Genomic DNA, 23,946 nt, shown 5'->3' with positions numbered 1-23,946 from the left:
ACCCACGCTGTATATGGCGCAGCTCAAGTGTTGTCTAAGGCAATTACAGCATTTAACTTCTCTGATTTTGAATACTTCGTTATGAACGAATGTTATTGATCCAGTCTAGTTATAGCGTGGGAATGAAAACCTCTAAAAATTGTTAACTCCATGCACAAGATAAGGAGCACCGCAGAAATGAATAGTATCCCTGTCGTGGAACTGCATAGCTCTACAGAAACTAACATCAAAATCACCCACACCACATGTCCTTATTGCGGTGTAGGTTGCGGTGTGAGTGCGACAGTTGAAGAGACTGCATTTGGGCAAAAGCTGTCTGTTGCAGGAGATATCGATCATCCATCCAATTATGGAAAACTTTGTATCAAAGGAAGTAACCTTGCTGATACTGTTGGTTTGGAAACACGTGTTTTACACCCCATGCTTGGAGGTAAAACAGGACGTCAAGAAAGTGACTGGGATACTGCAACTGATTTGATTGCAGATAAATTTCAACACTATATCCAGCAATATGGGCCCGAAAGTATTGCATTTTATGTCTCTGGGCAGTTATTGACTGAAGACTATTATGTGGTCAATAAATTTGTTAAAGGTTATTTGGGAACAGCCAACATCGACACCAACTCAAGGTTATGCATGTCTTCGGCCGTTGCGGCACATAAACGTGCTTTTGGTGAAGACTTAGTACCTGCCAGTTATGAGGATTTTGAACATACAAACATGGTGGTGTTGGTTGGGTCAAATACGGCATGGTGTCATCCTGTGTTGTATCAACGAATCATGCAAGCCAAAGAGCGTAGACAACAGCAACAAGATGATTTATTTGTGGTGGTCATTGATCCACGGTTTACCGCAACATGCGAAGCAGCTAACTTACATCTACCAATTCAAATTGGACAAGATGTCGCACTGTTTAATGGGTTACTCCAATATTTATATCAACATAACTATACCGATACCGAATTTGTAAATGCCCATACACAAGGGTTGAACGAAGCATTACAAAGCGCTGAAACGGAATCAAGCTTAGAAAATGTTGCGAGAAAAACAGCAATTTCACAGGAAAAATTACAGTTATTTTTTGAAAAATTTGCACACACAGAAAAAGTGATGACGCTTTTTTCAATGGGCGTTAATCAATCCTCTCGAGGTGTGGACAAAGCCAATAGCATCATCAATTGTCATCTGTTGACTGGAAAAATTGGAAAGTTAGGTGCAGCGCCATTTTCGATGACGGGGCAACCAAATGCCATGGGTGGACGTGAGGTGGGGGGACTTGCCAATATGTTGGCAGCACATTTGGATTTGGAGAATCCTCTTCATCAACAATTGGTACAAACATTTTGGAATAGTCCAACGATTGCTCAACAGGTGGGTTTAAAAGCAGTAGATTTATTTGAGGCAGTTGAACAAGGGAAAATTAAAGCCATTTGGATTATGGCAACTAATCCTGTGGTGAGTTTACCCAATGCAGATCAGGTTAAACGTGCTTTAACTCAATGTGAGTTTGTGGTGGTATCCGATATATGTAAAGACACAGACACTACAGCATTTGCAGATGTGCTTTTACCTGCTTTGGGGTGGGGAGAAAAAGATGGAACAGTGACCAATTCAGAACGGCGTATTTCAAGGCAACGGGCTTTTTTAGCAGCACCTGAACAAGCAAAAGCAGATTGGTGGTCTGTGTCGCAAGTGGCAAAAAAATTGGGTTTCTCAGGATTTGATTTTGAAAATAGCCATGAAATTTTTAAAGAACATGCACAGTTATCTGCATATCAAAACCAAAGACTGTCATCTCGTTCAGAGACCGGCACATTTCGATATTTTAATTTGGCAGGTTTAACTGGACTTTCATTTCAGCAATATCAAACGCTTGCACCAGTACAGTGGCCTATTTTGGATTCAGAACATCAGCAGGATGTTGCTCAATTATTTTCTTCTGGGCAATTCAGCCATACCAATGCACATGCCAAATTTATTGCCACAACAGCGATTGATCCAGTGCATTCAACAACACATGAATATCCTTTAATTCTCAATACAGGGCGGATTCGTGATCAGTGGCATACCATGACTCGCACAGGTCTTTCTGCAAATTTGTCTAGCCATAAGGCAGAACCTTTTTGTGAAATCCATCCTAATGATGCATTGAAGTATGGGGTGAAGGACGCTGAACTGGTTGAGATCAAATCCGCATGGGGCTTGTGTGTTTTAAGAGCAATACTGAGTGACAAAATTCGCCGTGGACAAATTTTTGCACCAATCCACTGGAATGATCAGTTTGCATCAGATGCACGGATTGGAAAAGTGGTCAATCCAGTTGTTGATGCGATCTCAGGAGAGCCTGAATTCAAGCATACTCCAGTGATGATTCAACCATTCTATACACAATGGCAAGGCGTGTTTTATGTACGAGTGGGTTATGAACATCTGGTTCAAAACAGTATCGAAAGTACAGTTTGGTGGACCAAAATTAAAACCACTCAGGCGATACGTTATGAATTGGCAGATCGGCGTCGTTTTGAGCAAATTACCCAGCATTTAAAGCAGCTTTTACCTTTTCAAGATGAAAGCTTTGAATGGCTGAATTTAGAAGATCAAACCGCACATATCAGTCATAGTGTAGTGTTAAAAGATGGTCGCCTGATTGCGAGTTTATATATCGCACCAAAAGCTTTATTACCTGATCGGGACTGGATTGCCAGTTTATTTAAGCGTGAACGACTCAGCGCAATGCACCGAAAAGCACTTTTGGCAGGACAAGCCATGTCGATAGCAAATAGTGATGGTTCACTGGTTTGTAGTTGTTTTAAAGTGGGTAAAAATCGAATTATTGCCACCATTAAAGAAAAAAACATCCAACATGAAAAACAAGTAACTGCATGCTTAAAAGCAGGTGGTAACTGTGGTTCCTGTCTACCTGAGATACGTGGACTGATTAAAGCCTGTCAAGCGGAGGCGATAGAATGAAAAAAAGTAGCGCAATAACAACAAAGCTGTCGACATACCCTCAAACTGATTTGGTGATCCTTGCCGGTGGTCAAGCAAGACGTATGAATGGAATAAATAAGCTTTTGCAAAAGTTTGATGATCAAATTCAGTTGCTAAAAATCCATCAACAACTGAAACATCAAGTTGCACAAGTCTGGGTCAACAGTCATCGTGATTATTCGATTTATCAAAAACTTATTCCCAATATTTATTGCTATCAAGATGATGAAAGAGGCTTTTTAGGTCCTCTCATGGGAATGAAAAGTGCGTGGTCTTATGTGAAATCTGACTATGTGTTGTTTGTGCCCTGCGATGTGACATTTGTTCCAGTACAGGTGGTTGAGAAATTACATCGGGCTTTAGCACGAGTCCCGTTGGCAGAGGTGGCTTATGTTGAGTTCAATGGCAAAGCGTTATACCCATTCTGTCTGTTAAAGCGTAGTGCATTCGCCATGATACGCACTCATCTTGAACAGGGACAGCGTAGTTTAAAACAATATTTTAGTGATTTGCACGCTCAAAAGGCAGCTTTTGAAAATCATGCACTATTTTTTCACAGTATAAATTCTTTAGATGAGCTACAGCAATATCGCCAGTTAAAACTATTGTATTAAAAAATAGATTATTGTTTGAAATCATAAGGTTAGTTTTTAGTAAAAAACAACAACAGTGGTTTTATTTTAAGTTCGCTTCGAAATGATCAAAGTTGGAACACTTTTTGCAATTTTAAGCTTAAGAAAATAGCGCAAATTTCAAGTTCAAGAACATTTTGAACCTAAACAGTGCTTCAAGGGATGTGTGTATGAATGCAATGACACCACATAAACAGAATACTGCCTTTATCGACCAACATGGTCGCATTAAGCGTAAGCTTCGAATTTCAGTAACTGATCGCTGTAATTTTAAGTGTGTTTATTGCATGCCTGAACATCCTAAGTGGATCAAAAAACATGATTTACTCAGTTTTGAAGAGCTGTATGTTTTTTGCGAATTTATGGTGCAGCGTGGAATCGAGCATATTCGTATCACAGGTGGAGAACCGTTGATGCGTCAAGGTGTAGTACATTTCATCGATGAATTACAAAAATTGAAAAAGCTGGGTCTAAAAAGAGTTTCGATGACCACCAATGCTTATTATCTTAAACAACACGCAGTGCAGTTAAAACAAGCAGGACTTGATGATTTAAATATCAGTCTAGACAGTTTGCAACCTAACCAATTTAAAGATTTGACCAAAAAAGAATTATTGCCTGTACTTGAAGGAATTCGTGTTGCACAACAGGTCGGATTAAAAATAAAGATCAATGCGGTACTCATCAAAGGTAAAAATGAAGATCAAATTTTACCTTTGGCACATTGGTCGATTCAAAATAATTGCGTCGTGCGTTTTATAGAATTTATGCCTTTAGATGGTGTAGGACATTGGACACAATCAGATGTTGTGAGTGAACAGTATATCTTAGCGCAATTAAAGCAAGATTTTGAAGTCAGCTTACGACAGGGGCAATCCTCTGAGCCTGCTCGACAATATTTAATTAATGGTTATCCGATTGGGATTATTTCAACCATCACTCATTCATTTTGTGGTACTTGTGATCGTGTGCGTCTGACAGCTCAAGGCGATTTCTTCCATTGTTTATTTGCCCCTCAAGGTATTGCTCTCAAGGCACAGATTAGAGCATTACAACAATCATCAGCTCGGATGCATCCAACATATTTCGCTCAAACACCTTCGGTGCAAACCATATCTTTTGCAGTACACGCTAGATTGCCTCAACGCTTTACTTTTTTTCCTAAGACTTTCAATTTACAGTCTAATTTACAACTTCAGCAGACTCTGACTGATTATATTTGGCAGAAAAAAAGAGGTTTTCATGATATCGCTCAAGAAGCAAAGTTAGATCACTCCCCATCCCGAAAAATTAGTATGTATATGATTGGAGGCTAATATGTTGAATTCTTCCGTTCTTTCTAAAACAGCAATAGACCATGATTCAAAGCAATTATCGCCAACGATTGAGATTAAAATTGAATGTTTTGGTGCGATAGAACGTTTATTACCTTCAGATTTAAGTCTGCAAACTAAATCTGGAATGACAATCTCAGACATTTTAGATGACCTAATATGCCGTTATCCCAAGGCAGAATCATTGCTTGATCGTTGTGCCTGCGCGATTGGTGAAGACATTATTCCACGTCAAACTTTATTAGAATCAGACAGTACCGTGGTTTTACTGTCTCCAGTGGCTGGAGGTTGATATGCATACTTTTAAACATAGTCTCAAACAATTTAACCGTATTCAGCATTCAGCACTGCGCTTAGAAAGTTTTGACCCGATTCAAAACTTTCCTGAATGTGGTGGAATTGGTTTTTTTATTGGAACTGTGCGGAATCATCATGAAGGTAAAGCGGTTAAGTCATTAAAATATACTTCCTATGCGCCTGTTTCTGAAAAAATGATTCGTCAAATTGAACAAGAAATCCAACAGCAGTTTGCTGTGCCTTATGTTCGAGTGATCCATCGGATTGGGACTTTGGATATTGGTGAAAAAGCCATTATTGCAGTGGCTTATGCAGCACATCGTCGTGAAGCTTTTGCTGCGTGTGAAGAAGCTGTAGAGCGAGTAAAACATGAAGTTCCTGTGTGGAAAGAAGAGTTTTATCAAGATGGAAGTAGCCAATATGTTGCAGGCTGTTGTATCCGTAAGGACTATGTAGGATCAAGTCAAGTTTCACATAATGAATCTCACATGCAACAGCATTGTGAACACCAACATTCAGCACATAAATCATTGCAGTCAGATCGTGAGCAAAACGTTGTACTGAACAAGACTTGTGAACAGACTATTTATCAATGGCATATGTAAAACATATTCAGCACAACACGATTTGCCTTGGAAAATATCGCAATAGAAGGAAGATGTAATGAAAAATGTGGGCATGAAAGCAGAAAGCTATCGTACAGCGGTTGCAACAGGGATATTACATGCACCTTCGCATTGCATCGAACTGTTAAGAAATGGCAATACTGAAAAAGGTGATGCATTAAAAACTGCCCGAATTGCAGGAATTTTGGCAGCCAAACGTACCGATGAGTTAATTCCACTGTGCCATCCTTTGCCAATCTATCGTGCAGATGTGGAATACGAGTTAAATGAAACCCATGTGGTGATCATGGCTACAGTTGAAACAATAGGTCCAACTGGCGTAGAGATGGAAGCATTAACAGCAGTGAGTTTGGCAGGTTTAACCTTGTACGATATGTTGAAACCGCATTGTGAACCCGAGGACTTATGTCTAGATCAATGCAAATTACAGAAGAAAAAAGGTGGGAAATCGCACTTTACGCGTGTATTGAAAGAACCTTTGATTGCTTCAATTATTGTTTTATCTGATACTGTTGCTTCAGGCAAAAAACCAGATACTGCTGGGCAAAATGTATTGGAGATCCTCGAACAAGCCAATTTTGTGGGAATTGACTATCAAGTGATTCCTGATTCACCTGAACAATTATTGGCTTTAATTGAACAACAAAAAAATCAATATCCACTGATTTTAACAGTGGGTGGAACTGGATTAGGACCAAAAGATCTTACTGTTGAAACCATTCAACCCTTACTTGAGCGTGAAATTCCCGGTTTGATGGAAGCTTCACGCAGCTTTGGTCAGCGCCGTACACCTTATGCTGCCTTGAGCCGTGGGGTTGCTGGTTATATTGAAAAAAGCTTGGTCATCACCTTGCCGGGAAGTAGACAAGGTGCGCAAGAATCATTGATTGCGATTTTACCTGCTTTGGTTCATCTCTTTGATGTGCAAAAAAACATCCCACATGCAGGAGGCTATCAATGAATCAACAGGTTGTTATTCAGGGTTGTGGTGTAGAGAAGGGCTTAATTTCTATTGATCATGCTTTAGCGCTTATTTTGACACATAGCCATTGTTTAGATACAGAAGTTTTACCACTGAGCCAAGCGCTTAATCGATATCTTGCAGATGATATTTTTTCAAAGATTGACTTACCTTTGTTTTCGCAAAGTGCTGTTGATGGATATGCATTATCTAGTCAAGAACCGGTAGAAGCGGGCACACAGTTTGATGTTGTGGGTGAGGTGCGTGCAGGGCAAACAGTCGATGTGAAACTGTTACAAGGACAGGCCTTACGAATATTCACAGGAAGTCAAATACCGATAGGAACTACTACAGTTGCCCGTCAGGAAATTGTGGAAGTGCTTAGCACGCAAGTGATTAGAATTGATGAAAAATTAAAACAATATGCAAATATTCGTGAGAAGGGTGAAGAGGTGACGCAAGGTCAGCGACTTGCGCCTGCTGGTCAGAAGCTAAATACGGGAGTGATTGCTGCGTTGAGTATGGCAGGAATAAAGCAATTAAAGGTTTTTAAATACCCTAAAATTGCTGTAGTAATTACAGGGGATGAAGTTGCTGAGACTGTCGAGTGCTTAAACTCAGGTAAAATTTTTGATGCAAATGGACCTTTGATTCAAGCATGGTTCCAAACACACAATCAAAGCATAGATGTGATCCATGTTGATGATCAACAACAACAAGTCCTCAATTTATTTGACGAACTCAAAAATCAATATGATTTGATTATTAGTACTGGTGGTATCTCTGTTGGGGACTATGATTTTGTTCGACCTGTTGCACTTAAGTTAGGTTTTGAGCAAATTTTTTGGAAAGTCAAACAAAAACCTGGCAAACCGATGTTGTTTGCGAAATATCAGCGCAAAGATCAACGTCATTGTTATTTATTGGCATTACCGGGAAATCCAGCTGCGGTCTATATCGGTATGCAAGTCTACGTCTCAACTTTACTTGGCGCTTTGCAAGGGCATCAATCTCCCCCACAGTGGCAAAATGGCATCATCAGTCACGCACTTAAATCTGATGCACGTGAACGATTTTTAAGAATGAGTGCTGTCTTTGAACAAGGTCACTTAAGTTTAAAAAGTTTAGCAAAACAACAATCTCATATGCTCAGTAATCTCATCCATGCCAACTGTATTGTACGGGTTCCCGCAGAGCAAGACATACAGAAAGGACAGATTTTACCTGTGTTATTCATTCAAAATTGAGGGAATAAAAAATGCGTAGACCGATCAATTTTGTGCTTGCTTTCACGCTGTTTTCGACGCTATCACATGCTGAAACCGTTAAGATTTATTCGGCAGCAAGTTTGACCAATGCTATTACAGATATTGCCAAAGTATATGAAAAGCAAAATCCAGAGATTAAAATTGTGCCTGTGTTTGGTGCATCATCAGCACTGGCAAAACAGATTGAAGCAGGTGCACCCAGCGACATTTTCTTTTCTGCCGATCAGGATTGGATGAATTACTTGGTACAAAAACAAAAAATTCAACACAACCAAGTGAAGCCTTTTCTGTTTAATCAGCTGGTTTTAATCAGCCCAGTTCAAAGTAAGCAACAGTTTAAAGCTGTACCACAGTTCAATTTTGCGCAATCCTTTCAGGGTCGCTTGTGTACAGGACAAATGGAATCTGTACCCGCAGGTAAATATGCCAAACAAAGCTTAATTAAATTGAATTGGCTCGATAGTTTGAATGGTCGAATTGTTGGCACTGACGATGTTCGCTCAGCCTTAGCATTTGTTGAACGTGGCGAGTGTCAGGTGGGAATCGTCTATAAAACAGATGCGTTGATCAGTAAAAAAGTCAAAATTTCAGGTGTTTTTCCACGCATTAGCCATCAACCCATCGTCTATCCGATTGCTTTGACTAAACAGGGGCAAAATAATCCATCTGCAGTCAAATTTAATCAATACTTAAAGGAAAATCCGCAAGCTAAAAAAATACTGCTTCAATATGGATTTACCCTTTAAGGCCATCGTCTATGTTAAGCCCTGAAGAGTGGAGTGCGCTGTATTTATCTGCAAAAGTTGCGACTTGTGCAACTTTATTCTGCCTGCCTTTTGCTGTGATGCTGGCTTGGATACTGGCGCGTTATGACTTTAAGTTGAAGTTTGTTGTTGAAGCATTACTACAGATGCCAATGGTCTTACCGCCAGTTGTTTTAGGTTATTTACTTTTAATCTTATTTGGTGCACAGGGTTGGATTGGTCAATATTTGAATCAACTCGGTATTCAAATGGCTTTTAATTGGAAAGGTGCAGTTTTAGCATCGATGGTGGTGGCTTTCCCACTTATGGTACAGCCGATTCGATTGTCTTTTCAAATGATCAATCAGCAATTAGAACAGGTGGCAGGCTCTCTAGGTGCCAGTCCATTCAAGGTGTTTAGAAGTATTAGTTTGGTTTTGGCGTTGCCCGGTATTTTAATCGGGAGTATTTTATGTTTTAGCCGTAGTTTGGGGGAATTTGGTGCAACCATTACTTTTGTCGGGAATATTCCAGATGAAACCCGCACTATCCCAATCGCCATTTATTCCTTGATTCAACAACCTGACGGCGAGCAGGCTGCCATGCGTTTGGTGGTGCTGTCATTGTTAATCGCTTTCTCAGCATTGATTGCAAATTATTATATTTTGCAGAAGTATCAGCGAAAACTAGGAGGCAAAGATGCTGCAATGTGATTTTCAGTTTCAATATGCTGACTTGAATCTACAGGTACAGTTGCACATGCAACAACAATTACTCGGGATCATGGGACCTTCAGGATGTGGTAAATCAACCTTACTTAAAAATATCACTGGGTTATTACAACCGAGCCAAGGCTCAATATTACTGAACAAACAAGTATTATTTGATGATCAGAAAAAAATTCGTGTCCCGATGCATCAGCGTCGTATTGCTTTGGTTTTTCAAAAGGCATGGTTATTTCCACATATGAATGTTCAACAGAATTTAAAATATGCCGAACATTTACGCACTGATCTCGACAAAAAATTTGCTTTTGAGCAGATTGTGGATTTATTGGAACTAAGGAACTTACTTAAGCGCCATGCACATCAACTTTCTGGTGGAGAGGCGCAGCGTGTTTCAATTGGACGAGCGCTGTTGTCTTCTCCAGATTTATTATTGCTAGATGAACCTTTAACAGGTTTGGATCAACGCTTAAAACAGCAAATTTTACCTTTCCTTGATCGGGTAAAAACCCAGACTCAATTACCGATGATTTATGTGACACATCACGCCGATGAGTTGGCTTATTTAAATGCGCAAGTGCTTTATATGGATCAGGGAAAAATCTTGAAAATTTAAAAACAATTTAGCTTTGCCAAAAAAGTGCTGCTGTGTTTAATAGGCTATTGATTTGTTCCACTTTGAGACCTGAGGAGTGGTATAAAATGTTACAATAATAAGAATCTCTACACTTATATTTTAATAATATTTATATTTCTGTGTTAATTTAATCCATTGATAAGACATCTTGATGCAAGCTTATAAAAGTCGCCATATAAAAAATTAGCATTGAGAATTCAGCATGACTATTTAACTTTATATCCATCTGACTTTATTGGTCAGAAAAATATTCTTATTGATTTACATAGCAAATTAATAAACACAGCTTTATAAACACAGCAAAGAGAAAAAGATGTGCTTTAAACATGCAGTCATTTTGACCGTTTATTTTATCGGAATAGCATTGGCTCCATCTGTGCAAGCGATAAATGAAATCAATATAAACACCGATGGTCGTCTATCGATGCACCCATTCAATCATCAAATCAAAGGAGAAAAGATTATGCAGAAGAGTACACTGCCTGATTTTAGCCGCCCTGTTAAAAGCGAAATGCAATTAAGTCGATATGAAAGAGGTTGGGAAAAACTCAAAGAAATTGATGGCGAAGCAGGTGAAAAAGTCATTCAAAGTCTAAAAGATGTCTCGCCTGATCTAGGCACATACATTATTGAATACGCATTTGGTGATGTTTATTCAAGAACTGGGCTTGACCTAAAGTCTAAAGAAATCGCGGTTGTTGCTGCGTTGACGGCAATGGGTAATGCGCAACCACAATTAAAAGTTCACATCAACGGGGCATTAAATACAGGAACTAGCATCAATGAACTTAAGGAAGTCATTTTACAATTGTCTGGATATTCAGGTTTTCCAAGTAGCATCAATGCAATGAATATACTCAAAGATGTTTTAGTAGAAAGAAAAAAGCAGGGCATCCATGATGAAATAGGTAAAACAGCGAGTAAAATTAATCATGTTGATCGATTAAAATTAGGTGAAGATGAATTATCACAGTTGGACAGTCAGCAAGTAGATCGGCTAAAAACAGCATATGCTGAATTCTCTCCCGAATTGCTCAAGTTTATCCTTGAGTATGGATATGCCGATATTTACGCAAGAGATAATTTAAGCAAGCAATACCGACAAATTGCGACGATTGCGGCATTAACTGCATTAGGAACAGCACAACCCCAACTCAAATTCCATATCCATGCAGGGTTGAATATTGGATTAAGTGAAACGGAAATCAAGGAAATTATGCTTTTGATGTCAGTTTATTCAGGTTTTCCCTCTGCAATCAACGGAACTAATGTACTTAAACAAGTCTTAGCAGAACGTATAAAAAACTAAAACTTTATAAAGAGTCTGATCCGAAATTTTTAGTATGGTCCCTTTCAATTTATAAACAGGTCATTCGAAAGGCTGCATGCCAGATAAAATTGTGTCTAAGCACAGTAATTTGATGCAAAACATTCTATAATTCTGACTTAATTTTTTGTTGTTTGTCTTTTTACATTTGTATTTTATGTCTAAGCTTTCCCAGTATTTTGCGCAAAATCAATTTTGTTGCTTAGTAGAGTATCTCCCTACAAAAAAACAGGTACTGCCTGTCAGGGAAAGTTTGGCAGGTTTTCCAGCCTGTATGACTTTGTCTGATCGTGTGCGTACTGATGAGGATATTGCCCCTTTGATCGCTGCACAAGCATATCCAGATCATATCGAGAAGGTTTTACATTATGCAGGTAAGGGGCGAGACATTGATGATTTTAAATTATTTTTAAAGCAAGCAGATTCAGTCGGATTACGAGATATCTTGTTACTGACAGGTGATAAGCTTAAAAAACACCATGATGGACAGGGGCAACATGCCAGAACCCGCTATTTAGAATCGGTCAATGCGGTTATGGCTGCTCATCAATATGGCGGTTTCCATATTGGTGTGGCTTTTAATCCCTTTAAATATACGCCAGCTGAACAACAAGCACAGTATTTAAAACTACATAAGAAATTAAATGCAGGTGCAGATTACATCATTACTCAATTGGGTTTTGATTTGTCTGCTTTAAAACAACTGCAAACTTTTTTAGCCCAAGAAAAATATATCCAAAAAACGCTCGCTTGTGTCATGCCACTGACTTTAGCGCGAGCACAATTTATGGTGAAGCATAAAGTTGCCGGTATCGTGATTACCCCGCATATGCTAGAGGTTTTAGCACAGGATCAAGTCAATCAATGCCCAGAAAATGTGTATAAGCGCTGTGCTTTACAAATTTTGATTTGCCAACATTTGGGTTATGCCGGTGTACACCTTTCAGCATGTCATAAAGCTGATGAGCAAATGCTGTTAGAACAGTATATTGAACAATATCGCGACCTGAATTTGTCTCAATGCGAGATACTCTGGAATCAATTGTGGCAGTTGGCAGAGGGTGAACAACTTCGACCAAAAGTGGCGGCTAAACGGATAAAGTCAGCATTGAACAACAAGGTGAAATATCAGTTTTTAGACCTGATTCATCGTGCTATGTTTCAGTCTAGCTTTATGAAAGGGGTGGGTACTTTTATTTTTAATGCCAGCTTCTGGAATAGAAAAACTGCCGCCAAAGTACTCTTACAGACTGAATATTTAAGTAAGCATTATTTGCTGGGCTGTGAAAGTTGTGGTCAATGTCGTTTGGCTGAAACTTTATATATTTGCCCAGAAACTTGCCCCAAAGGGTTAGCCAATGGCCCTTGTGGTGGTACCGATTTAGATCGCTGTGAGTTTGGCGATAGGGAATGCATTCATTCGGTCAAATCGCGTTTAGCGCATGATGTAGATCAAATTCAACTGTTAAAAGAACAACTGATTCCAACCGTTCCGATTGAGGTACGAGGAACCAGCTCTTGGAAAAATTGGTATAAGGCAGAGTAGCTAAATTTAGTGCTCTTCATCCATAGCATTACTATAAAACTTTTCACCTAATTTAATTCGATCACGGCCATTTTTCATACGCCAGCGATTGGTATCACGTAATGAATACACACAGCCACAGTATTCCTGCTGGTAAAATTCTTCGCGGTTACTGATTTCAATCATACGATGCGCACCACCATTTTTGCGCCAGTTATAATCCCAATATTCAATTTCAGGATAATGTGCTGCTGCTCGGATTCCACAGCCATTGATCTGTTGCATGTCTTTCCAACGAGATATACCCAAGGAACTACTGATTAAGCGAAAACCATGTTCATAGGCATATAGGGCTGTTCGTTCGAAACGCATATCAAAACACATGGTACAGCGAATACCTTTTTCAGGTTCGTTTTCCATGCCTTTGGCACGGGCAAACCAATTGTCGGTATCGTAATCGCAGTCGATAAATTCAATATTGTGCTTCTCGGCAAAACGAATATTTTCTTCTTTTCGTATCAGATATTCTTTTACTGGATGAATATTGGGATTATAAAAAAAGATCGAAAAATCAATTTCTGATTCAATTAAGGTTTCCATCACCTCACCTGAACACGGCGCACAACACGAATGAAGCAACAATTTATTGTGACCTTGAGGTAATTCGAGTTTTTTTCGTTCCAGCGTCATGTTGAACAATATAAAAAGTGATGGATTGAGTATTGTAAAAGTTTTTATGCGATATGGGATTGCGATTAGGTGAAATGTTTTCATGTTAAGCTGAATGATTTTATATTTAATCCTTTTTATTGAGCATTTTAACCGTTATATCAGTGCTTTATTTTAAAGTTGATGCACTTTAAAAGCTAAATAGAATATCGTAGAGATTATTTGTTTTTTGTTTTAAGGTGAAAAAAAATAATTATAATGAGCATTAGGTGAAAATAATTAAACATAACTTTAGTGAATCAGTTATTCTATAGGCAATGATTTGCGTCACAAACTCATCTGGTAAAGACTGAATGTTAGAACTTCGACATCTAAAAACACTGACTGCTCTTCGTGAGCATGGCTCATTAGTGGCAGCCGCAGGAGATCTGTGTTTGACCCCATCAGCATTGTCGCATCAACTCCGAGAGCTGGATCAATGGTTTGGTGTAGAAGTAGTTAACCGTCGTTCACGACCTGTCAGTTTTTCCAATGTAGGACAGAGGTTGTTGAAATTGGCAGATGATATTTTGCCTCAAGTACAAATTACTCAATCTGATATTACCCGTATCGTGCACGGGCAAACTGGACGAATTGTTTTTTCTTCTGAATGTCACAGTTGTTTTGACTGGTTAATGCCGTTGTTAAATCAATATCGTCAACAATATCCCGATGTAGACTTAGACTTTGCTTCTGGCTTTGAAGCAAATCCACATGAATTATTGCAAACAGGTGAGTTTGACCTGTTAATTACTGCTGATCCAATCGCATTGAAAGGCATCGAATATTTCCCAATTTTTGAATATGAATCACGTTTGGTTTTATCTCAGACCCATCCTCTGGTGCGTATGAAGGAAATTACGGTTCAGGAATTAGCAGAAGAAACTTTAGTAACCTATCCTGTAGATAAGCATCGTCTTGATATTATGTCTAGACTATTTATTCCTGCCAATATTCAGCCCAAACATATTCGTACTACAGATCTGACCCAAATGTTGATCCAGTTGGTTGCCAGTGGTCATGGTATTGCTGCTTTGCCAGATTGGGTGGTAAATGAATATGAGCAAAAAGGCTGGGTGGTGTCTCGACGTCTCGACTGCGTCGCACCTGAAGGTTTACGCCGGACTTTATATGCAGGCTATCGTATTGAAGAAAAAGAAAAAGATTATTTTGATGGTTTCCTTAAACAACTGGATAAATTTTCTAAGAAAAGAGCAAGCTATTATTAGACAAGATAATTTTTCGGACATTTAAAACGGCTTAAAGCAAATCGAGTGACTGTTAAGACAGTAGCAACCTTTGCTATTGTCTAAATTAAGCCACTTAAAGCAATTATAGAATACTGTGAGCCACCCAAGCATAAATCCAATATGTCGAAAATGAAATTGGAAATTTTGCATATTGGACTGATTTTATCAGCAATTATATTCAATATGTTCATTGCCGTGCTTAGGTTTATGTGGGAAAAGCAAGTATTGCGAAATAAATATCTTCATCACAGTGAAACAAGCAAGATTAGATCATCTAAAAAATAAGGGGGACTTTGTCGACTATTGTATGTAAACGATCTCGTATAAGGTTCAACGACCTTATAAAGTCACTGGAGAATGGCAGAATGGATTTATAATCAATAGGCTAAGAGATGATGATCGAAGTAGAAGAGCAATTATTGCAAATTATCGAAGAACAACAGATTCAATTTTAAAGACAAGCTTTAGAAGTAATGTAAATAAAATTTATGAATATTTTTCAAAGCCTTAAAGGGTGATTAAGAGTATATACAGCAGTAATACCTCAGCAACAAATTGTAATTTATCACAAGGATGGTCATGGCGTTATGCGTATAGTTAAATTACTCGTTGTTATATTGGGATTTTTGATTTTTCTCATAGGATATATGTACCTTTCAACAAAAGGAACAGTGAGTCAAAATGAAAAAAATCAAGATGTATCACAAGTTTCTGGGAAAAATGATGATTGGGCTAGTGGTAAAAACCTAAATCCTGAGCTTAACAAAAAAATAGCTTTGAATATGACCGAAGACATGTTCGACAAAATCATGAAAGAAGGTCTAGTCAACGGAGTTATTTATACATCTTTAAATGAATTGGATGAGATTACCAGAGCATCTATCAAACAAGCATTAAAAAATTTAAATGAAAAGGGAAGTCTCAGTGGTGGCGTGAAAACTAATGAGTTTAGTGATTTAGAAAAAGTTAGAGAAAACTTAAGAGACAAAACTTTAGATGAAATGGTAAAAGACCTTGATGGGTTTAAAAGCACGCCGAATAAGATTTTAGAACAATACGGTCTGCAATTGACAGGCGCTCAAAATTTTGGATCCTATAACCAGGGTGAGGGATGGAGTGGGATATATAAACTTTATGAAAATAATAAAAGTAAGGTTGAGATAGAGCAAATTCATTTAAAACCAGAAAAATCAACTCAACAGTTGGTTAAAGAGGCTCTAAATAGTTCACTTGCTAATGATACTCCTGCTATTTATGAAAAATTACCATCAGAAATGCTGCAGAAATTAACTTTTGTTAGTGATAGAAATTATTACCAGATAAATGCTTATAATTTAAGCGAAAATGAATTGATAGAAATAGCAAATTCTATAATAAAAAGTCCTGAAAAATAAAATTTTAGTTGAATAGTAAGTTAAATTTTTGATGAAAAAACTTCTAAATATAAAAGTAGTGGTGGCTTTCATTTAAATTTAATGAATTCAGTTCATTGATGTTTTCAATGTCAATGAACGAAAGAATGGCATTGTTTCCCACACGTTTTGATACTCGCCCTAAGGCTGACAATCGCCCAGGCAGAAGCAGAGAAATAAAACTAGATAGGCTAAGTCGCTAAATCTTGTCTTTCACTTTTTTGATTCAGTAAAGTCATGAGCGAATGCTTTTTTATGGCTTTACCAATCGCATCTCTCCATCTAAATAAAACGATTTTTGACCATAAATGGCGCTTCATTTTTAAAATAAGCCTAAAATGCACCCATATTGCTCAAAATAAGTATGACAAAATCTAAAAATCGTAATACTGAATTGGCATAGCCTTTGCATTCCTTAGCCCTATAAAAAGTGATCTAGGGTTCCGATATTTGTGCCATGCAAATATGTCTGGACCGAGAGTTCGCGGTTCGCAAGAACTACACGGAGGGATAAAAGCCCGGGAGGAAGTCAATCAACTATCCGAACAGGAGTGGCTATGAATACGACAAATTATCATGATCAGAATGAGATTTGGTCTGAAAAATTACCAGGTGGGCATCACTGGTCAGGTCGCATTCCAAAAGGAACTGTACTGCAACTTAAAGCCTTAGCTAAAAATGCCAATGTGTCTTTGTTTTGTGTCAATGCGAATGACAGACTTGAACGCTTCAATATGCCTGACAGCCTAAAAGGGCAACATACTGCATATTTAACACAAGGTCATGTTTTATATTCTGATTTGGGACGAGTCATGGCATCAATTGTTCGTGATGATCATGGCTGGAATGATGTTTTATGTGGTGCAAGTCGATCTGAACAAATTCAGCGCACTTTTGGAACGAAAAGATTTCAAGATGCCCGAAATCAGATGTATCAAAATGGTTTAGATGGTTTGCTGATTGAAATGAGTAAGTATTCTTTGGGGCAAATTGATTTAAGTGCCACGATTAACTTATTTTCAAAAGTCAGTCCAGATCAAACAGGTGCATTGAGTTATGTTACTTCGGATAATCAGGATCAAATCATTCAACTCCGATTTGAAATGGATAGTTGGGTGTTTTTATCCGCTGCACCACATGCTTTAGATCATTCTACGGATTATGCTCCAGCGGATATTGCTTTAAGTCTTTTTCCTGCCTTGCCTTTGTCAGAACAAGATATCTGTCGGGATTCTTGTCCACAAAATCAACGCGCATTTAACAACAATGATCGTTATTTTGCACGCCATTCATTACATAACATCAACGCATAAAGAGGGCAACGATCATGACCATATTCAGTTCAATCGAGCATCGTGTGTTCGACCAAGTACTTGTTGATGACGTATGCCTTGCAGGTGAGGCATGGATGGGCGAAATTAAAAAAGGACAGTATTTTCGCATTGTTGATTTGGAAGGCAATCAAGCAGTCGATACTTTGTTCATATCTGCAGAAAACCCAGCTGAACGTTATAGTGCGACGGACACTTTGACCATAAATCAACATATATATTTAGAAAAAGGTACCACTTTATATAGCAATCATGGTCGTGCGATTGGCGTGATTCATGATGATAACTGCGGTCGACATGATACCTTGGGCGGTGCATGTTCATGTGAAAGTAATACAGTACGTTATGCACATGAGACTTATCCAATGCACAGTTGCCGTAATAACTTTATGTATGCATTGGCGAAACATCCGATTGCACAAAAACACCAATTGAATGTTCGACATATTGGTCCAAATATCAATTTCTTTATGAATGTCCCTGTGAGCTCTGAAGGTCATTTGACCTTTGCTGATGGTATTTCGGCAGCAGGAAAATATGTTGAAATCAAAGCAGAAATGGATTTGATTATATTGATTTCGAATTGCCCCCAATTAAACAATCCATGTAATGGGTATAACCCAACCAAAATTCAATTGATTGTCCATACTGGTACGGAGGCTTAATTATGTTTAAAAAAGTTCTCATTGCCAACCGTGGTGCAATTGCCTGCCGTGTCATACGCACACTGAAAAAATTAGGCATCGCTTCCGTTGCTGTTTACTCAGAAGCCGATCAAGATTCTTTACATGTGACTTTGGCAGATGAAGCATTTTGTATTGGTGCAGCACCAGCACAACAGAGTTATTTGAATATTGAGAAAATTCTGGAGATTGCAAAGCAGACAGGCGCTGAGGCAATTCATCCGGGATATGGATTTTTATCTGAAAATGCGGAGTTTTGTGATCTTTGTGAAAATCAGGGGATTGCTTTTATTGGTCCAACATCCAGTCAAATGCTGGATTTTGGCTTAAAACATACTGCACGTGAACTTGCAATTCAAAGCCAAGTCCCATTATTGCCGGGAAGTGCTTTGCTGGCTAATGAAAACGAAGCCATTACTGAAGCTACACGGATCGGTTATCCAGTCATGCTGAAAAGCACCGCTGGTGGTGGCGGTATTGGGATGCGTTTGGTTTGGAATGAAGCTGAACTCAGAGATGCCTATCAAACTGTCTCTTATCTCGCTCAAGCAAACTTTAAAGATGCAGGTGTGTATTTAGAAAAGTTTGTGCAACATGCTCGGCATATTGAAGTACAAATTTTTGGTGATGGTACAGGACAGGTATTGGCATTGGGAGAGCGTGATTGTTCTGTTCAACGCCGTAATCAGAAAGTTATCGAGGAAACGCCAGCACCCCATTTAAATGCTGAACAGCGCGAATATATTCAAAAAATTGCAATTCAACTGATGCAATCAGTGAATTATCGTTCGGCAGGGACTGTTGAATTTGTCATGGACACGGAAACAGAGCAATTCTATTTCTTGGAAGTGAATACGCGTTTACAAGTCGAACATGGAGTGACTGAACAAGTTTATGGTGTTGATCTGGTCGAATGGATGGTGACTTTAGCCAGTGGTGACTGGTCTGCTCCACAAGAAAAATTAGTCCCGAAAGGGCATTCGATCCAAGTACGTTTATATGCTGAAGACCCGATTAAGCAATTTCAGCCTAGTGCAGGATTATTGACGCATGTGCAATTTGATTCGCAGGCGCGTGTCGAAACATGGGTCGAAACGGGTTCTCATGTTTCTTCATTTTATGATCCGATGCTGGCCAAAATTATTGTCACAGCAGCAGATCGAAACTCAGCAATACACGCAATGCAAGCCAGTCTTGCAGTAACTCAAATCTCGGGTATTGAAACGAATTTGGAGTATTTACAGAATATTATTGCAGGCGAAGTGTTCCAATCAGGAATGCAAACCACGCGTTTTTTAAATACTTTTGTATGGAAAACTCAAAAAATCGAAGTTTTACAATCAGGTATTCAAACTTCGATTCAAGACATCACTGGTCGTTTAGGCTACTGGGATGTTGGTGTACCACCGTCAGGTGCAATTGACCCTTTAAGCTTAAATGTTGCCAATCAACTTTTAGCAAATCCATACAACACGGCAGGACTAGAATGTACCTTACAAGGTCCAACTTTAAAGTTCCATTGTGATAGTCAAATTGTCATCACGGGTGGAGAGATGGCGGTCACACTTGATGGTATCGCTCTACCGATGTGGCAAACAATCAATGTTAAAAAATCTCAAGTCTTAAAGTGTGGCACGATCAGCACAGGTTGCCGTAGTTATATTGGGATTAAAGGCGGATTTGACGTTCCAGAATACTTAGGTTCAAAAGCAACCTTTACCTTAGGTCAATTTGGTGGACATGCAGGTCGTAATTTATTGATTGGAGATATGCTTCCAATCACTGAGTATTGTTCTGAAGACAGTAAGCGTTTAGCCAAAGATCAAATTCCAAGCTTTAGCCGAACTTGGGAAATCGCTGTGATGTATGGTCCGCATGGAGCTCCTGATTTCTTTACTACAAAAGACATCGATCAGTTTTTTACCAATACCTTTGAAATTCATTATAACTCCAGCCGTACAGGGGTTCGTTTGATTGGACCAAAGCCAGATTGGGCACGTGAAGATGGTGGTGAGGCTGGCTTACATCCTTCCAATATCCATGACAACGCTTATGCAATTGGTGCAATAGACTTCACTGGGGATATGCCAATTATCTTGGGACCTGATGGTCCAAGTTTAGGTGGATTTGTATGTCCCGCAGTAGTAATTCATTCTGAACTTTGGAAAATTGGTCAGTTGAAGGCAGGAGATAAAGTCAAATTTATACCTGTAGGTTATGCGCAGGCAAAAAGTCTCGACCAAAAATATCATCAAAGTTTAATCGCTACAGACACGACTACTGTTGATTTCAATCCTCTGATTCAGCCTGAGCATGAAACTTTAAGCAATGCTGTACTCACGAACATAGAGGGGCAAGGCAAGTTGCCAAGTGTCTGCTATAGACCCGCAGGAAACAGTTATTTATTGGTTGAATATGGTGAACTGGTTTTAGATTTGAATTTACGATTCCGTATTCATGCCTTGATGCAATGGGTAAAAGCTCAAAATATTCAAGGGATTATTGATCTCACACCGGGTATTCGTTCTTTACAGATCCATTTTGATTCAATTCAAGTTGATCAATTGGAATTGTTAAAGAAATTACAAAGTGCTGAAGCTGAACTCGTTGATATTGATCAGATGCAAGTTCCTTCAAGAACAGTTTATTTACCTTTGGCTTGGGAAGATTCACAAACGAAGTTAGCGACTGAACGCTATACCCAAATTGTGCGTCCAGATGCACCTTGGTGTCCTGATAATATCGAGTTTATCCGTCGTATCAATGGTCTAGCTTCTAAGCAGGCAGTGAAAGATGTGGTATATAGTGCACATTATTTGGTGATGGGCTTAGGAGATGTATATCTAGGTGCGCCCGTAGCCACTCCACTTGATCCACGCCAGCGTTTGGTCACGACAAAATATAACCCTGCTCGGACTTGGACACCTGAAAATGCGGTGGGTATCGGCGGTGCCTATATGTGTGTTTATGGAATGGAAGGTCCGGGAGGATATCAGTTCGTTGGACGAACTACACAAATGTGGAGTCGTTATCGTCAAAACGCAAATTTTGAAGCAGGCAAACCATGGTTATTGCGCTTTTTTGATCAGGTAAAATTTTATGAAGTTTCCGAGTCAGAACTGCTAAAAATGCGTGAAGATTTTAAAGCAGGTCGTTTGCAACTTCGAATTGAAGAGGGCGTGCTCAACCTTAAACAATACAATGACTTCTTAGCCGAAAATCAAGACAGCATTCAGGCATTCAAACACACGCAACAAACCAATTTTGAAGCTGAACGTCGTCGATGGCATGCGGCTGGTTTACAAGAATATGTTTCTGAAAGTCTGGATGCTGTAGACGATGCAGAAGCCGTCATTATCCCGCAAGGTGGGTGTGCAGTTGAATCACATATGCCCGGTTCAATTTGGAAAATAGAATGTGCTTCAGGTGACATTGTGGAAGAAGGCGCAACCCTTGCAGTGATCGAAGCCATGAAAATTGAAATTCCAATCATCGCGCCTGAGCGAATGAAAGTTGAAACTATTACCATTGAAAAAGGGCAGACAGTTAAAACAGGGCAGGTGTTGTTTACCTTAGCACCGGTGGTTTGAAAAAACCTCTAAAGAGAGAACAACACCAAAACAGAGGGCATCATTAAGATGCCCTTTTTATCAAGTATGAAGTAAATGCTTAAGAATTTTGTCACCGTGTTCGACCGCTTCCCGTTTGATTTTAGACGCTGAGTGACCAGATAAGGGTGACACATCAAAAAGTAAAAAAGTGCCACTTAAATTCATTTGACTATATTGAATGGAGTGATGAACAGATTTTAAAAAGCTTTCGATTAAATTTTCGTGTTCATTGATTAAATTTTTTTCTGACTGTCCAACAGTCATACTCAGCAAAACTTTTTTATTTTTCAATTTATCTCCTTGTGAACCATAAGCAAATTGATAGCTAAAAACTTCATCGAACCATAATTTTAAAATAGCGGGCATATTAAACCAAAACATTGGATATTGCAGAATGACCGTTTCATGTCGCAGTAATGCCTGCTGTTCCGCAGCGACATCAATTTGATAATCAGGGTAGCTTTGGAAAATATCTCGAACTTCTAAATCTGGATACTTGTCTGTCAGTTGATTGACAATGGTCTTGTTTGCAATCGACCGTGTGTAATAGGGATGCGCCAAAATGAGCAGTGCCATAATATGTACCTAGTAACTATAAAAATAATAGTCACTATATTTTTTATATGGATGGCGTACAATAACTATCAAAGTTGATAGCCTAGAGAGATTGATGGAACCTATTGAAAATAAATGTGAAATAAAAATGAATGGTAAAATCTATCCATGTCATATCAGTATGGCAATGGATTTGGTCGGTGGGAAATGGAAAAGTGTAATTCTTTACTATCTCAAAGATGGAGCAAAACGCTTTAATGAAATCAAACAACTGATGCCAACGATTACTGAAATGACACTCAGCCTGCAACTTAAGCAATTAGAACAAAGTGGATTGGTTTCTAGAACCGTGTATGGAGAAAAAGCACCAATCAAAGTAGTCTATGAAATGACCGATTTAGGGCATTCTTTTAAGCCTGTTTTAGAATCATTGTCTGTTTGGGCACATGGCATGCTTAATGAAGATTTAGATTAAAAAATAATTAAATACTATTGCGGAATAAGACTAAAAATAAATCTGATTGAAGAATATAAAGACTTGAATGTTTTCGCCCCATCACTGCGCATGGGGCATTTTTTTGCCCACAAAATAGTCATAAATTTTGATCAATCGCAGTAAAAGCACGCTTAGAAATTGGCACATTTTCTGCATCTATAGGGGCGTAATACAAAAATTTAATTTGGTAATACTGATGTCTATTCTTCTATGTGTACAAATGGCAGATGGTCATCAGACCCTTATATAGGAGTGGTGCGATGAATCATGTAAAAACAGTAGACAAAAAAGTACATCCGCTCAAAACATTTTTTGTCGAATTATTCAGTGTACGCGCTGGTCTGTATATCAAACAAACACACTCAGTCCATAAACCAAAAGGATAGCACTGTGCCTAAACAAAAATTGGCTCGGATCAGTATTACTGTACCTGAAATGACACTCAATGCCCTCGATCAGAAAATTGTTGATCAACACTATGAAAGCCGATCACAAGCAATTGTAGACATGATCAACAAACATTTGATTGCAGAGCAGGTTCAAGCCAATGAAGTGATGGTGGGGACATTAACCATTCTTTATGATGCAGGGCAGATGCCACTTAGAAATCAACTAATTGATTTACAACAACAGTTTTTAACCCAAGTGATCAGCTCACTACATATTCAACTTGATCAGCAAAAAATCTTGCAGGTGATGTTGATGCAAGGTGCAAGCTCAGAGCTCAAGCAAATTAGTCAGCAATTTATTGCACTTAAAGGCGTGATTAAAGGGCATTTAGAACTTATGGATGCAGTGATGCCTCCGATTCTACAAAATGAATAAATTAGGAGT

General features: G+C 38.7%; 21 protein-coding genes and 1 riboswitch. Of the genes, 19 read left to right on the top strand and 2 right to left on the bottom strand.

From position 1 onward, the window contains the following. Positions 1 to 177: 177 nt before the first annotated feature. From I9192_RS14370 to I9192_RS14315, 12 genes are all read left to right on the top strand, one after another. Complete coding sequence (locus I9192_RS14370) at positions 178 to 2,970, top strand: nitrate reductase (protein ID WP_005032531.1); 2,793 nt, start codon at positions 178 to 180, stop codon at positions 2,968 to 2,970. Further along, positions 2,967 to 3,605, top strand: a complete 639-nt coding sequence (gene mobA, locus I9192_RS14365; RefSeq protein ID WP_200149870.1) for a molybdenum cofactor guanylyltransferase — start codon at positions 2,967 to 2,969, stop codon at positions 3,603 to 3,605. The genes I9192_RS14370 and mobA overlap by 4 nt, the downstream gene beginning before the upstream one ends. A 188-nt stretch (positions 3,606 to 3,793) precedes the next feature. After that, positions 3,794 to 4,939, top strand: a complete 1,146-nt coding sequence (moaA, locus tag I9192_RS14360; protein ID WP_005032527.1) for a GTP 3',8-cyclase MoaA — start codon at positions 3,794 to 3,796, stop codon at positions 4,937 to 4,939. 1 nt (position 4,940) lies between these two features. Beyond that, positions 4,941 to 5,249: a MoaD/ThiS family protein gene (locus I9192_RS14355; RefSeq protein ID WP_005032525.1), complete on the top strand. Its 309-nt coding sequence runs from the start codon at positions 4,941 to 4,943 to the stop codon at positions 5,247 to 5,249. A gap of 1 nt (position 5,250) precedes the next feature. Continuing rightward, positions 5,251 to 5,859, top strand: a complete 609-nt coding sequence (locus I9192_RS14350; RefSeq protein WP_005032524.1) for a molybdenum cofactor biosynthesis protein MoaE — start codon at positions 5,251 to 5,253, stop codon at positions 5,857 to 5,859. 58 nt (positions 5,860 to 5,917) lie between these two features. After that, the gene (gene moaCB / locus I9192_RS14345; RefSeq protein ID WP_005032522.1) at positions 5,918 to 6,841 is read left to right on the top strand and encodes a bifunctional molybdenum cofactor biosynthesis protein MoaC/MoaB; all 924 of its coding nucleotides are present in this window, start codon (positions 5,918 to 5,920) and stop codon (positions 6,839 to 6,841) included. Beyond that, positions 6,838 to 8,088: a molybdopterin molybdotransferase MoeA gene (locus I9192_RS14340; RefSeq protein WP_005032520.1), complete on the top strand. Its 1,251-nt coding sequence runs from the start codon at positions 6,838 to 6,840 to the stop codon at positions 8,086 to 8,088. Before moaCB ends, I9192_RS14340 begins: the two co-directional genes overlap by 4 nt. Positions 8,089 to 8,099: 11 nt before the next feature. Beyond that, positions 8,100 to 8,855 (top strand): molybdate ABC transporter substrate-binding protein, encoded by a 756-nt coding sequence (gene modA / locus I9192_RS14335; RefSeq protein ID WP_005032519.1) that lies wholly within the window; start codon positions 8,100 to 8,102, stop codon positions 8,853 to 8,855. A gap of 11 nt (positions 8,856 to 8,866) precedes the next feature. Continuing rightward, positions 8,867 to 9,565, top strand: a complete 699-nt coding sequence (modB, locus tag I9192_RS14330) for a molybdate ABC transporter permease subunit (protein ID WP_005032517.1) — start codon at positions 8,867 to 8,869, stop codon at positions 9,563 to 9,565. Beyond that, entirely contained in the window at positions 9,552 to 10,193 is a 642-nt protein-coding gene (locus I9192_RS14325) for an ATP-binding cassette domain-containing protein (RefSeq protein WP_004828971.1), read from the top strand. The genes modB and I9192_RS14325 overlap by 14 nt, the downstream gene beginning before the upstream one ends. 334 nt (positions 10,194 to 10,527) lie before the next feature. After that, positions 10,528 to 11,523, top strand: a complete 996-nt coding sequence (locus I9192_RS14320) for a carboxymuconolactone decarboxylase family protein (protein ID WP_005032515.1) — start codon at positions 10,528 to 10,530, stop codon at positions 11,521 to 11,523. A 175-nt stretch (positions 11,524 to 11,698) separates the two neighbouring features. Beyond that, positions 11,699 to 13,087, top strand: a complete 1,389-nt coding sequence (locus I9192_RS14315) for a methylenetetrahydrofolate reductase C-terminal domain-containing protein (protein WP_005032512.1) — start codon at positions 11,699 to 11,701, stop codon at positions 13,085 to 13,087. A gap of 6 nt (positions 13,088 to 13,093) precedes the next feature. On the opposite strand, the gene I9192_RS14310 is transcribed toward I9192_RS14315, so the two are convergent. Next, positions 13,094 to 13,756 carry an epoxyqueuosine reductase QueH gene (locus tag I9192_RS14310; RefSeq protein ID WP_026040308.1) on the bottom strand — a complete coding sequence of 221 codons (663 nt, stop codon included), beginning with the start codon at positions 13,754 to 13,756 and terminating at the stop codon, positions 13,094 to 13,096. Positions 13,757 to 14,088: 332 nt separating this feature from the next. Between I9192_RS14310 and I9192_RS14305 the strand changes: the two genes are divergently transcribed. From I9192_RS14305 to uca, 5 genes are all read left to right on the top strand, one after another. Further along, the gene (locus tag I9192_RS14305; protein WP_004828965.1) at positions 14,089 to 15,003 is read left to right on the top strand and encodes a LysR family transcriptional regulator; all 915 of its coding nucleotides are present in this window, start codon (positions 14,089 to 14,091) and stop codon (positions 15,001 to 15,003) included. Positions 15,004 to 15,611: 608 nt separating this feature from the next. Beyond that, positions 15,612 to 16,418, top strand: a complete 807-nt coding sequence (locus I9192_RS14300) for a hypothetical protein (RefSeq protein WP_005032505.1) — start codon at positions 15,612 to 15,614, stop codon at positions 16,416 to 16,418. A 442-nt stretch (positions 16,419 to 16,860) separates the two neighbouring features. Further along, a riboswitch (guanidine-I (ykkC/yxkD leader) is annotated at positions 16,861 to 16,963 on the top strand. A gap of 30 nt (positions 16,964 to 16,993) precedes the next feature. Then, positions 16,994 to 17,749, top strand: a complete 756-nt coding sequence (locus tag I9192_RS14295) for an urea amidolyase associated protein UAAP1 (protein ID WP_005032502.1) — start codon at positions 16,994 to 16,996, stop codon at positions 17,747 to 17,749. Between the two features lie 14 nt (positions 17,750 to 17,763). Continuing rightward, a complete protein-coding gene (locus tag I9192_RS14290; RefSeq protein WP_004828962.1) occupies positions 17,764 to 18,432 on the top strand; it encodes an urea amidolyase associated protein UAAP2 in 669 nt (222 codons plus the stop codon). Between the two features lie 2 nt (positions 18,433 to 18,434). After that, positions 18,435 to 22,040, top strand: a complete 3,606-nt coding sequence (gene uca / locus I9192_RS14285; RefSeq protein ID WP_005032498.1) for an urea carboxylase — start codon at positions 18,435 to 18,437, stop codon at positions 22,038 to 22,040. Positions 22,041 to 22,100: 60 nt separating this feature from the next. On the opposite strand, the gene I9192_RS14280 is transcribed toward uca, so the two are convergent. After that, positions 22,101 to 22,637 (bottom strand): NAD(P)H-dependent oxidoreductase, encoded by a 537-nt coding sequence (locus tag I9192_RS14280; protein WP_005032496.1) that lies wholly within the window; start codon positions 22,635 to 22,637, stop codon positions 22,101 to 22,103. Between the two features lie 94 nt (positions 22,638 to 22,731). Here I9192_RS14280 and I9192_RS14275 point away from each other — a divergent pair, with 94 nt between their 5' ends. Beyond that, complete coding sequence (locus I9192_RS14275) at positions 22,732 to 23,091, top strand: winged helix-turn-helix transcriptional regulator (RefSeq protein ID WP_005032494.1); 360 nt, start codon at positions 22,732 to 22,734, stop codon at positions 23,089 to 23,091. A 411-nt stretch (positions 23,092 to 23,502) separates the two neighbouring features. Beyond that, positions 23,503 to 23,937, top strand: a complete 435-nt coding sequence (locus tag I9192_RS14270) for a CopG family ribbon-helix-helix protein (RefSeq protein WP_005032489.1) — start codon at positions 23,503 to 23,505, stop codon at positions 23,935 to 23,937. The last annotated feature ends 9 nt before the right edge of the window (positions 23,938 to 23,946 follow it).

Source organism: Acinetobacter bereziniae (genome assembly GCF_016576965.1).
In the GTDB taxonomy this organism is placed as follows: domain Bacteria; phylum Pseudomonadota; class Gammaproteobacteria; order Pseudomonadales; family Moraxellaceae; genus Acinetobacter; species Acinetobacter bereziniae.
This window is presented reverse-complemented; position numbering and strand designations above follow the sequence as displayed.

Excerpts from the sequence above, each read along its gene's own strand:
- moaCB (WP_005032522.1), top strand. The coding sequence starts at position 5,918 with ATGAAAAATGTGGGCATGAAAGCAGAAAGCTATCGTACAGCGGTTGCA.
- I9192_RS14280 (WP_005032496.1), bottom strand. The coding sequence starts at position 22,637 with ATGGCACTGCTCATTTTGGCGCATCCCTATTACACACGGTCGATTGCA.
- I9192_RS14300 (WP_005032505.1), top strand. The coding sequence starts at position 15,612 with ATGCGTATAGTTAAATTACTCGTTGTTATATTGGGATTTTTGATTTTT.
- I9192_RS14295 (WP_005032502.1), top strand. The coding sequence starts at position 16,994 with ATGAATACGACAAATTATCATGATCAGAATGAGATTTGGTCTGAAAAA.
- uca (WP_005032498.1), top strand. The coding sequence starts at position 18,435 with ATGTTTAAAAAAGTTCTCATTGCCAACCGTGGTGCAATTGCCTGCCGT.
- I9192_RS14355 (WP_005032525.1), top strand. The coding sequence starts at position 4,941 with ATGTTGAATTCTTCCGTTCTTTCTAAAACAGCAATAGACCATGATTCA.
- I9192_RS14325 (WP_004828971.1), top strand. The coding sequence starts at position 9,552 with ATGCTGCAATGTGATTTTCAGTTTCAATATGCTGACTTGAATCTACAG.
- modB (WP_005032517.1), top strand. The coding sequence starts at position 8,867 with ATGTTAAGCCCTGAAGAGTGGAGTGCGCTGTATTTATCTGCAAAAGTT.
- moaA (WP_005032527.1), top strand. The coding sequence starts at position 3,794 with ATGAATGCAATGACACCACATAAACAGAATACTGCCTTTATCGACCAA.
- I9192_RS14320 (WP_005032515.1), top strand. The coding sequence starts at position 10,528 with ATGTGCTTTAAACATGCAGTCATTTTGACCGTTTATTTTATCGGAATA.
- modA (WP_005032519.1), top strand. The coding sequence starts at position 8,100 with ATGCGTAGACCGATCAATTTTGTGCTTGCTTTCACGCTGTTTTCGACG.
- I9192_RS14340 (WP_005032520.1), top strand. The coding sequence starts at position 6,838 with ATGAATCAACAGGTTGTTATTCAGGGTTGTGGTGTAGAGAAGGGCTTA.
- I9192_RS14275 (WP_005032494.1), top strand. The coding sequence starts at position 22,732 with ATGGAACCTATTGAAAATAAATGTGAAATAAAAATGAATGGTAAAATC.
- I9192_RS14290 (WP_004828962.1), top strand. The coding sequence starts at position 17,764 with ATGACCATATTCAGTTCAATCGAGCATCGTGTGTTCGACCAAGTACTT.
- I9192_RS14310 (WP_026040308.1), bottom strand. The coding sequence starts at position 13,756 with ATGACGCTGGAACGAAAAAAACTCGAATTACCTCAAGGTCACAATAAA.
- I9192_RS14305 (WP_004828965.1), top strand. The coding sequence starts at position 14,089 with ATGTTAGAACTTCGACATCTAAAAACACTGACTGCTCTTCGTGAGCAT.
- I9192_RS14370 (WP_005032531.1), top strand. The coding sequence starts at position 178 with ATGAATAGTATCCCTGTCGTGGAACTGCATAGCTCTACAGAAACTAAC.
- I9192_RS14315 (WP_005032512.1), top strand. The coding sequence starts at position 11,699 with ATGTCTAAGCTTTCCCAGTATTTTGCGCAAAATCAATTTTGTTGCTTA.
- mobA (WP_200149870.1), top strand. The coding sequence starts at position 2,967 with ATGAAAAAAAGTAGCGCAATAACAACAAAGCTGTCGACATACCCTCAA.
- I9192_RS14350 (WP_005032524.1), top strand. The coding sequence starts at position 5,251 with ATGCATACTTTTAAACATAGTCTCAAACAATTTAACCGTATTCAGCAT.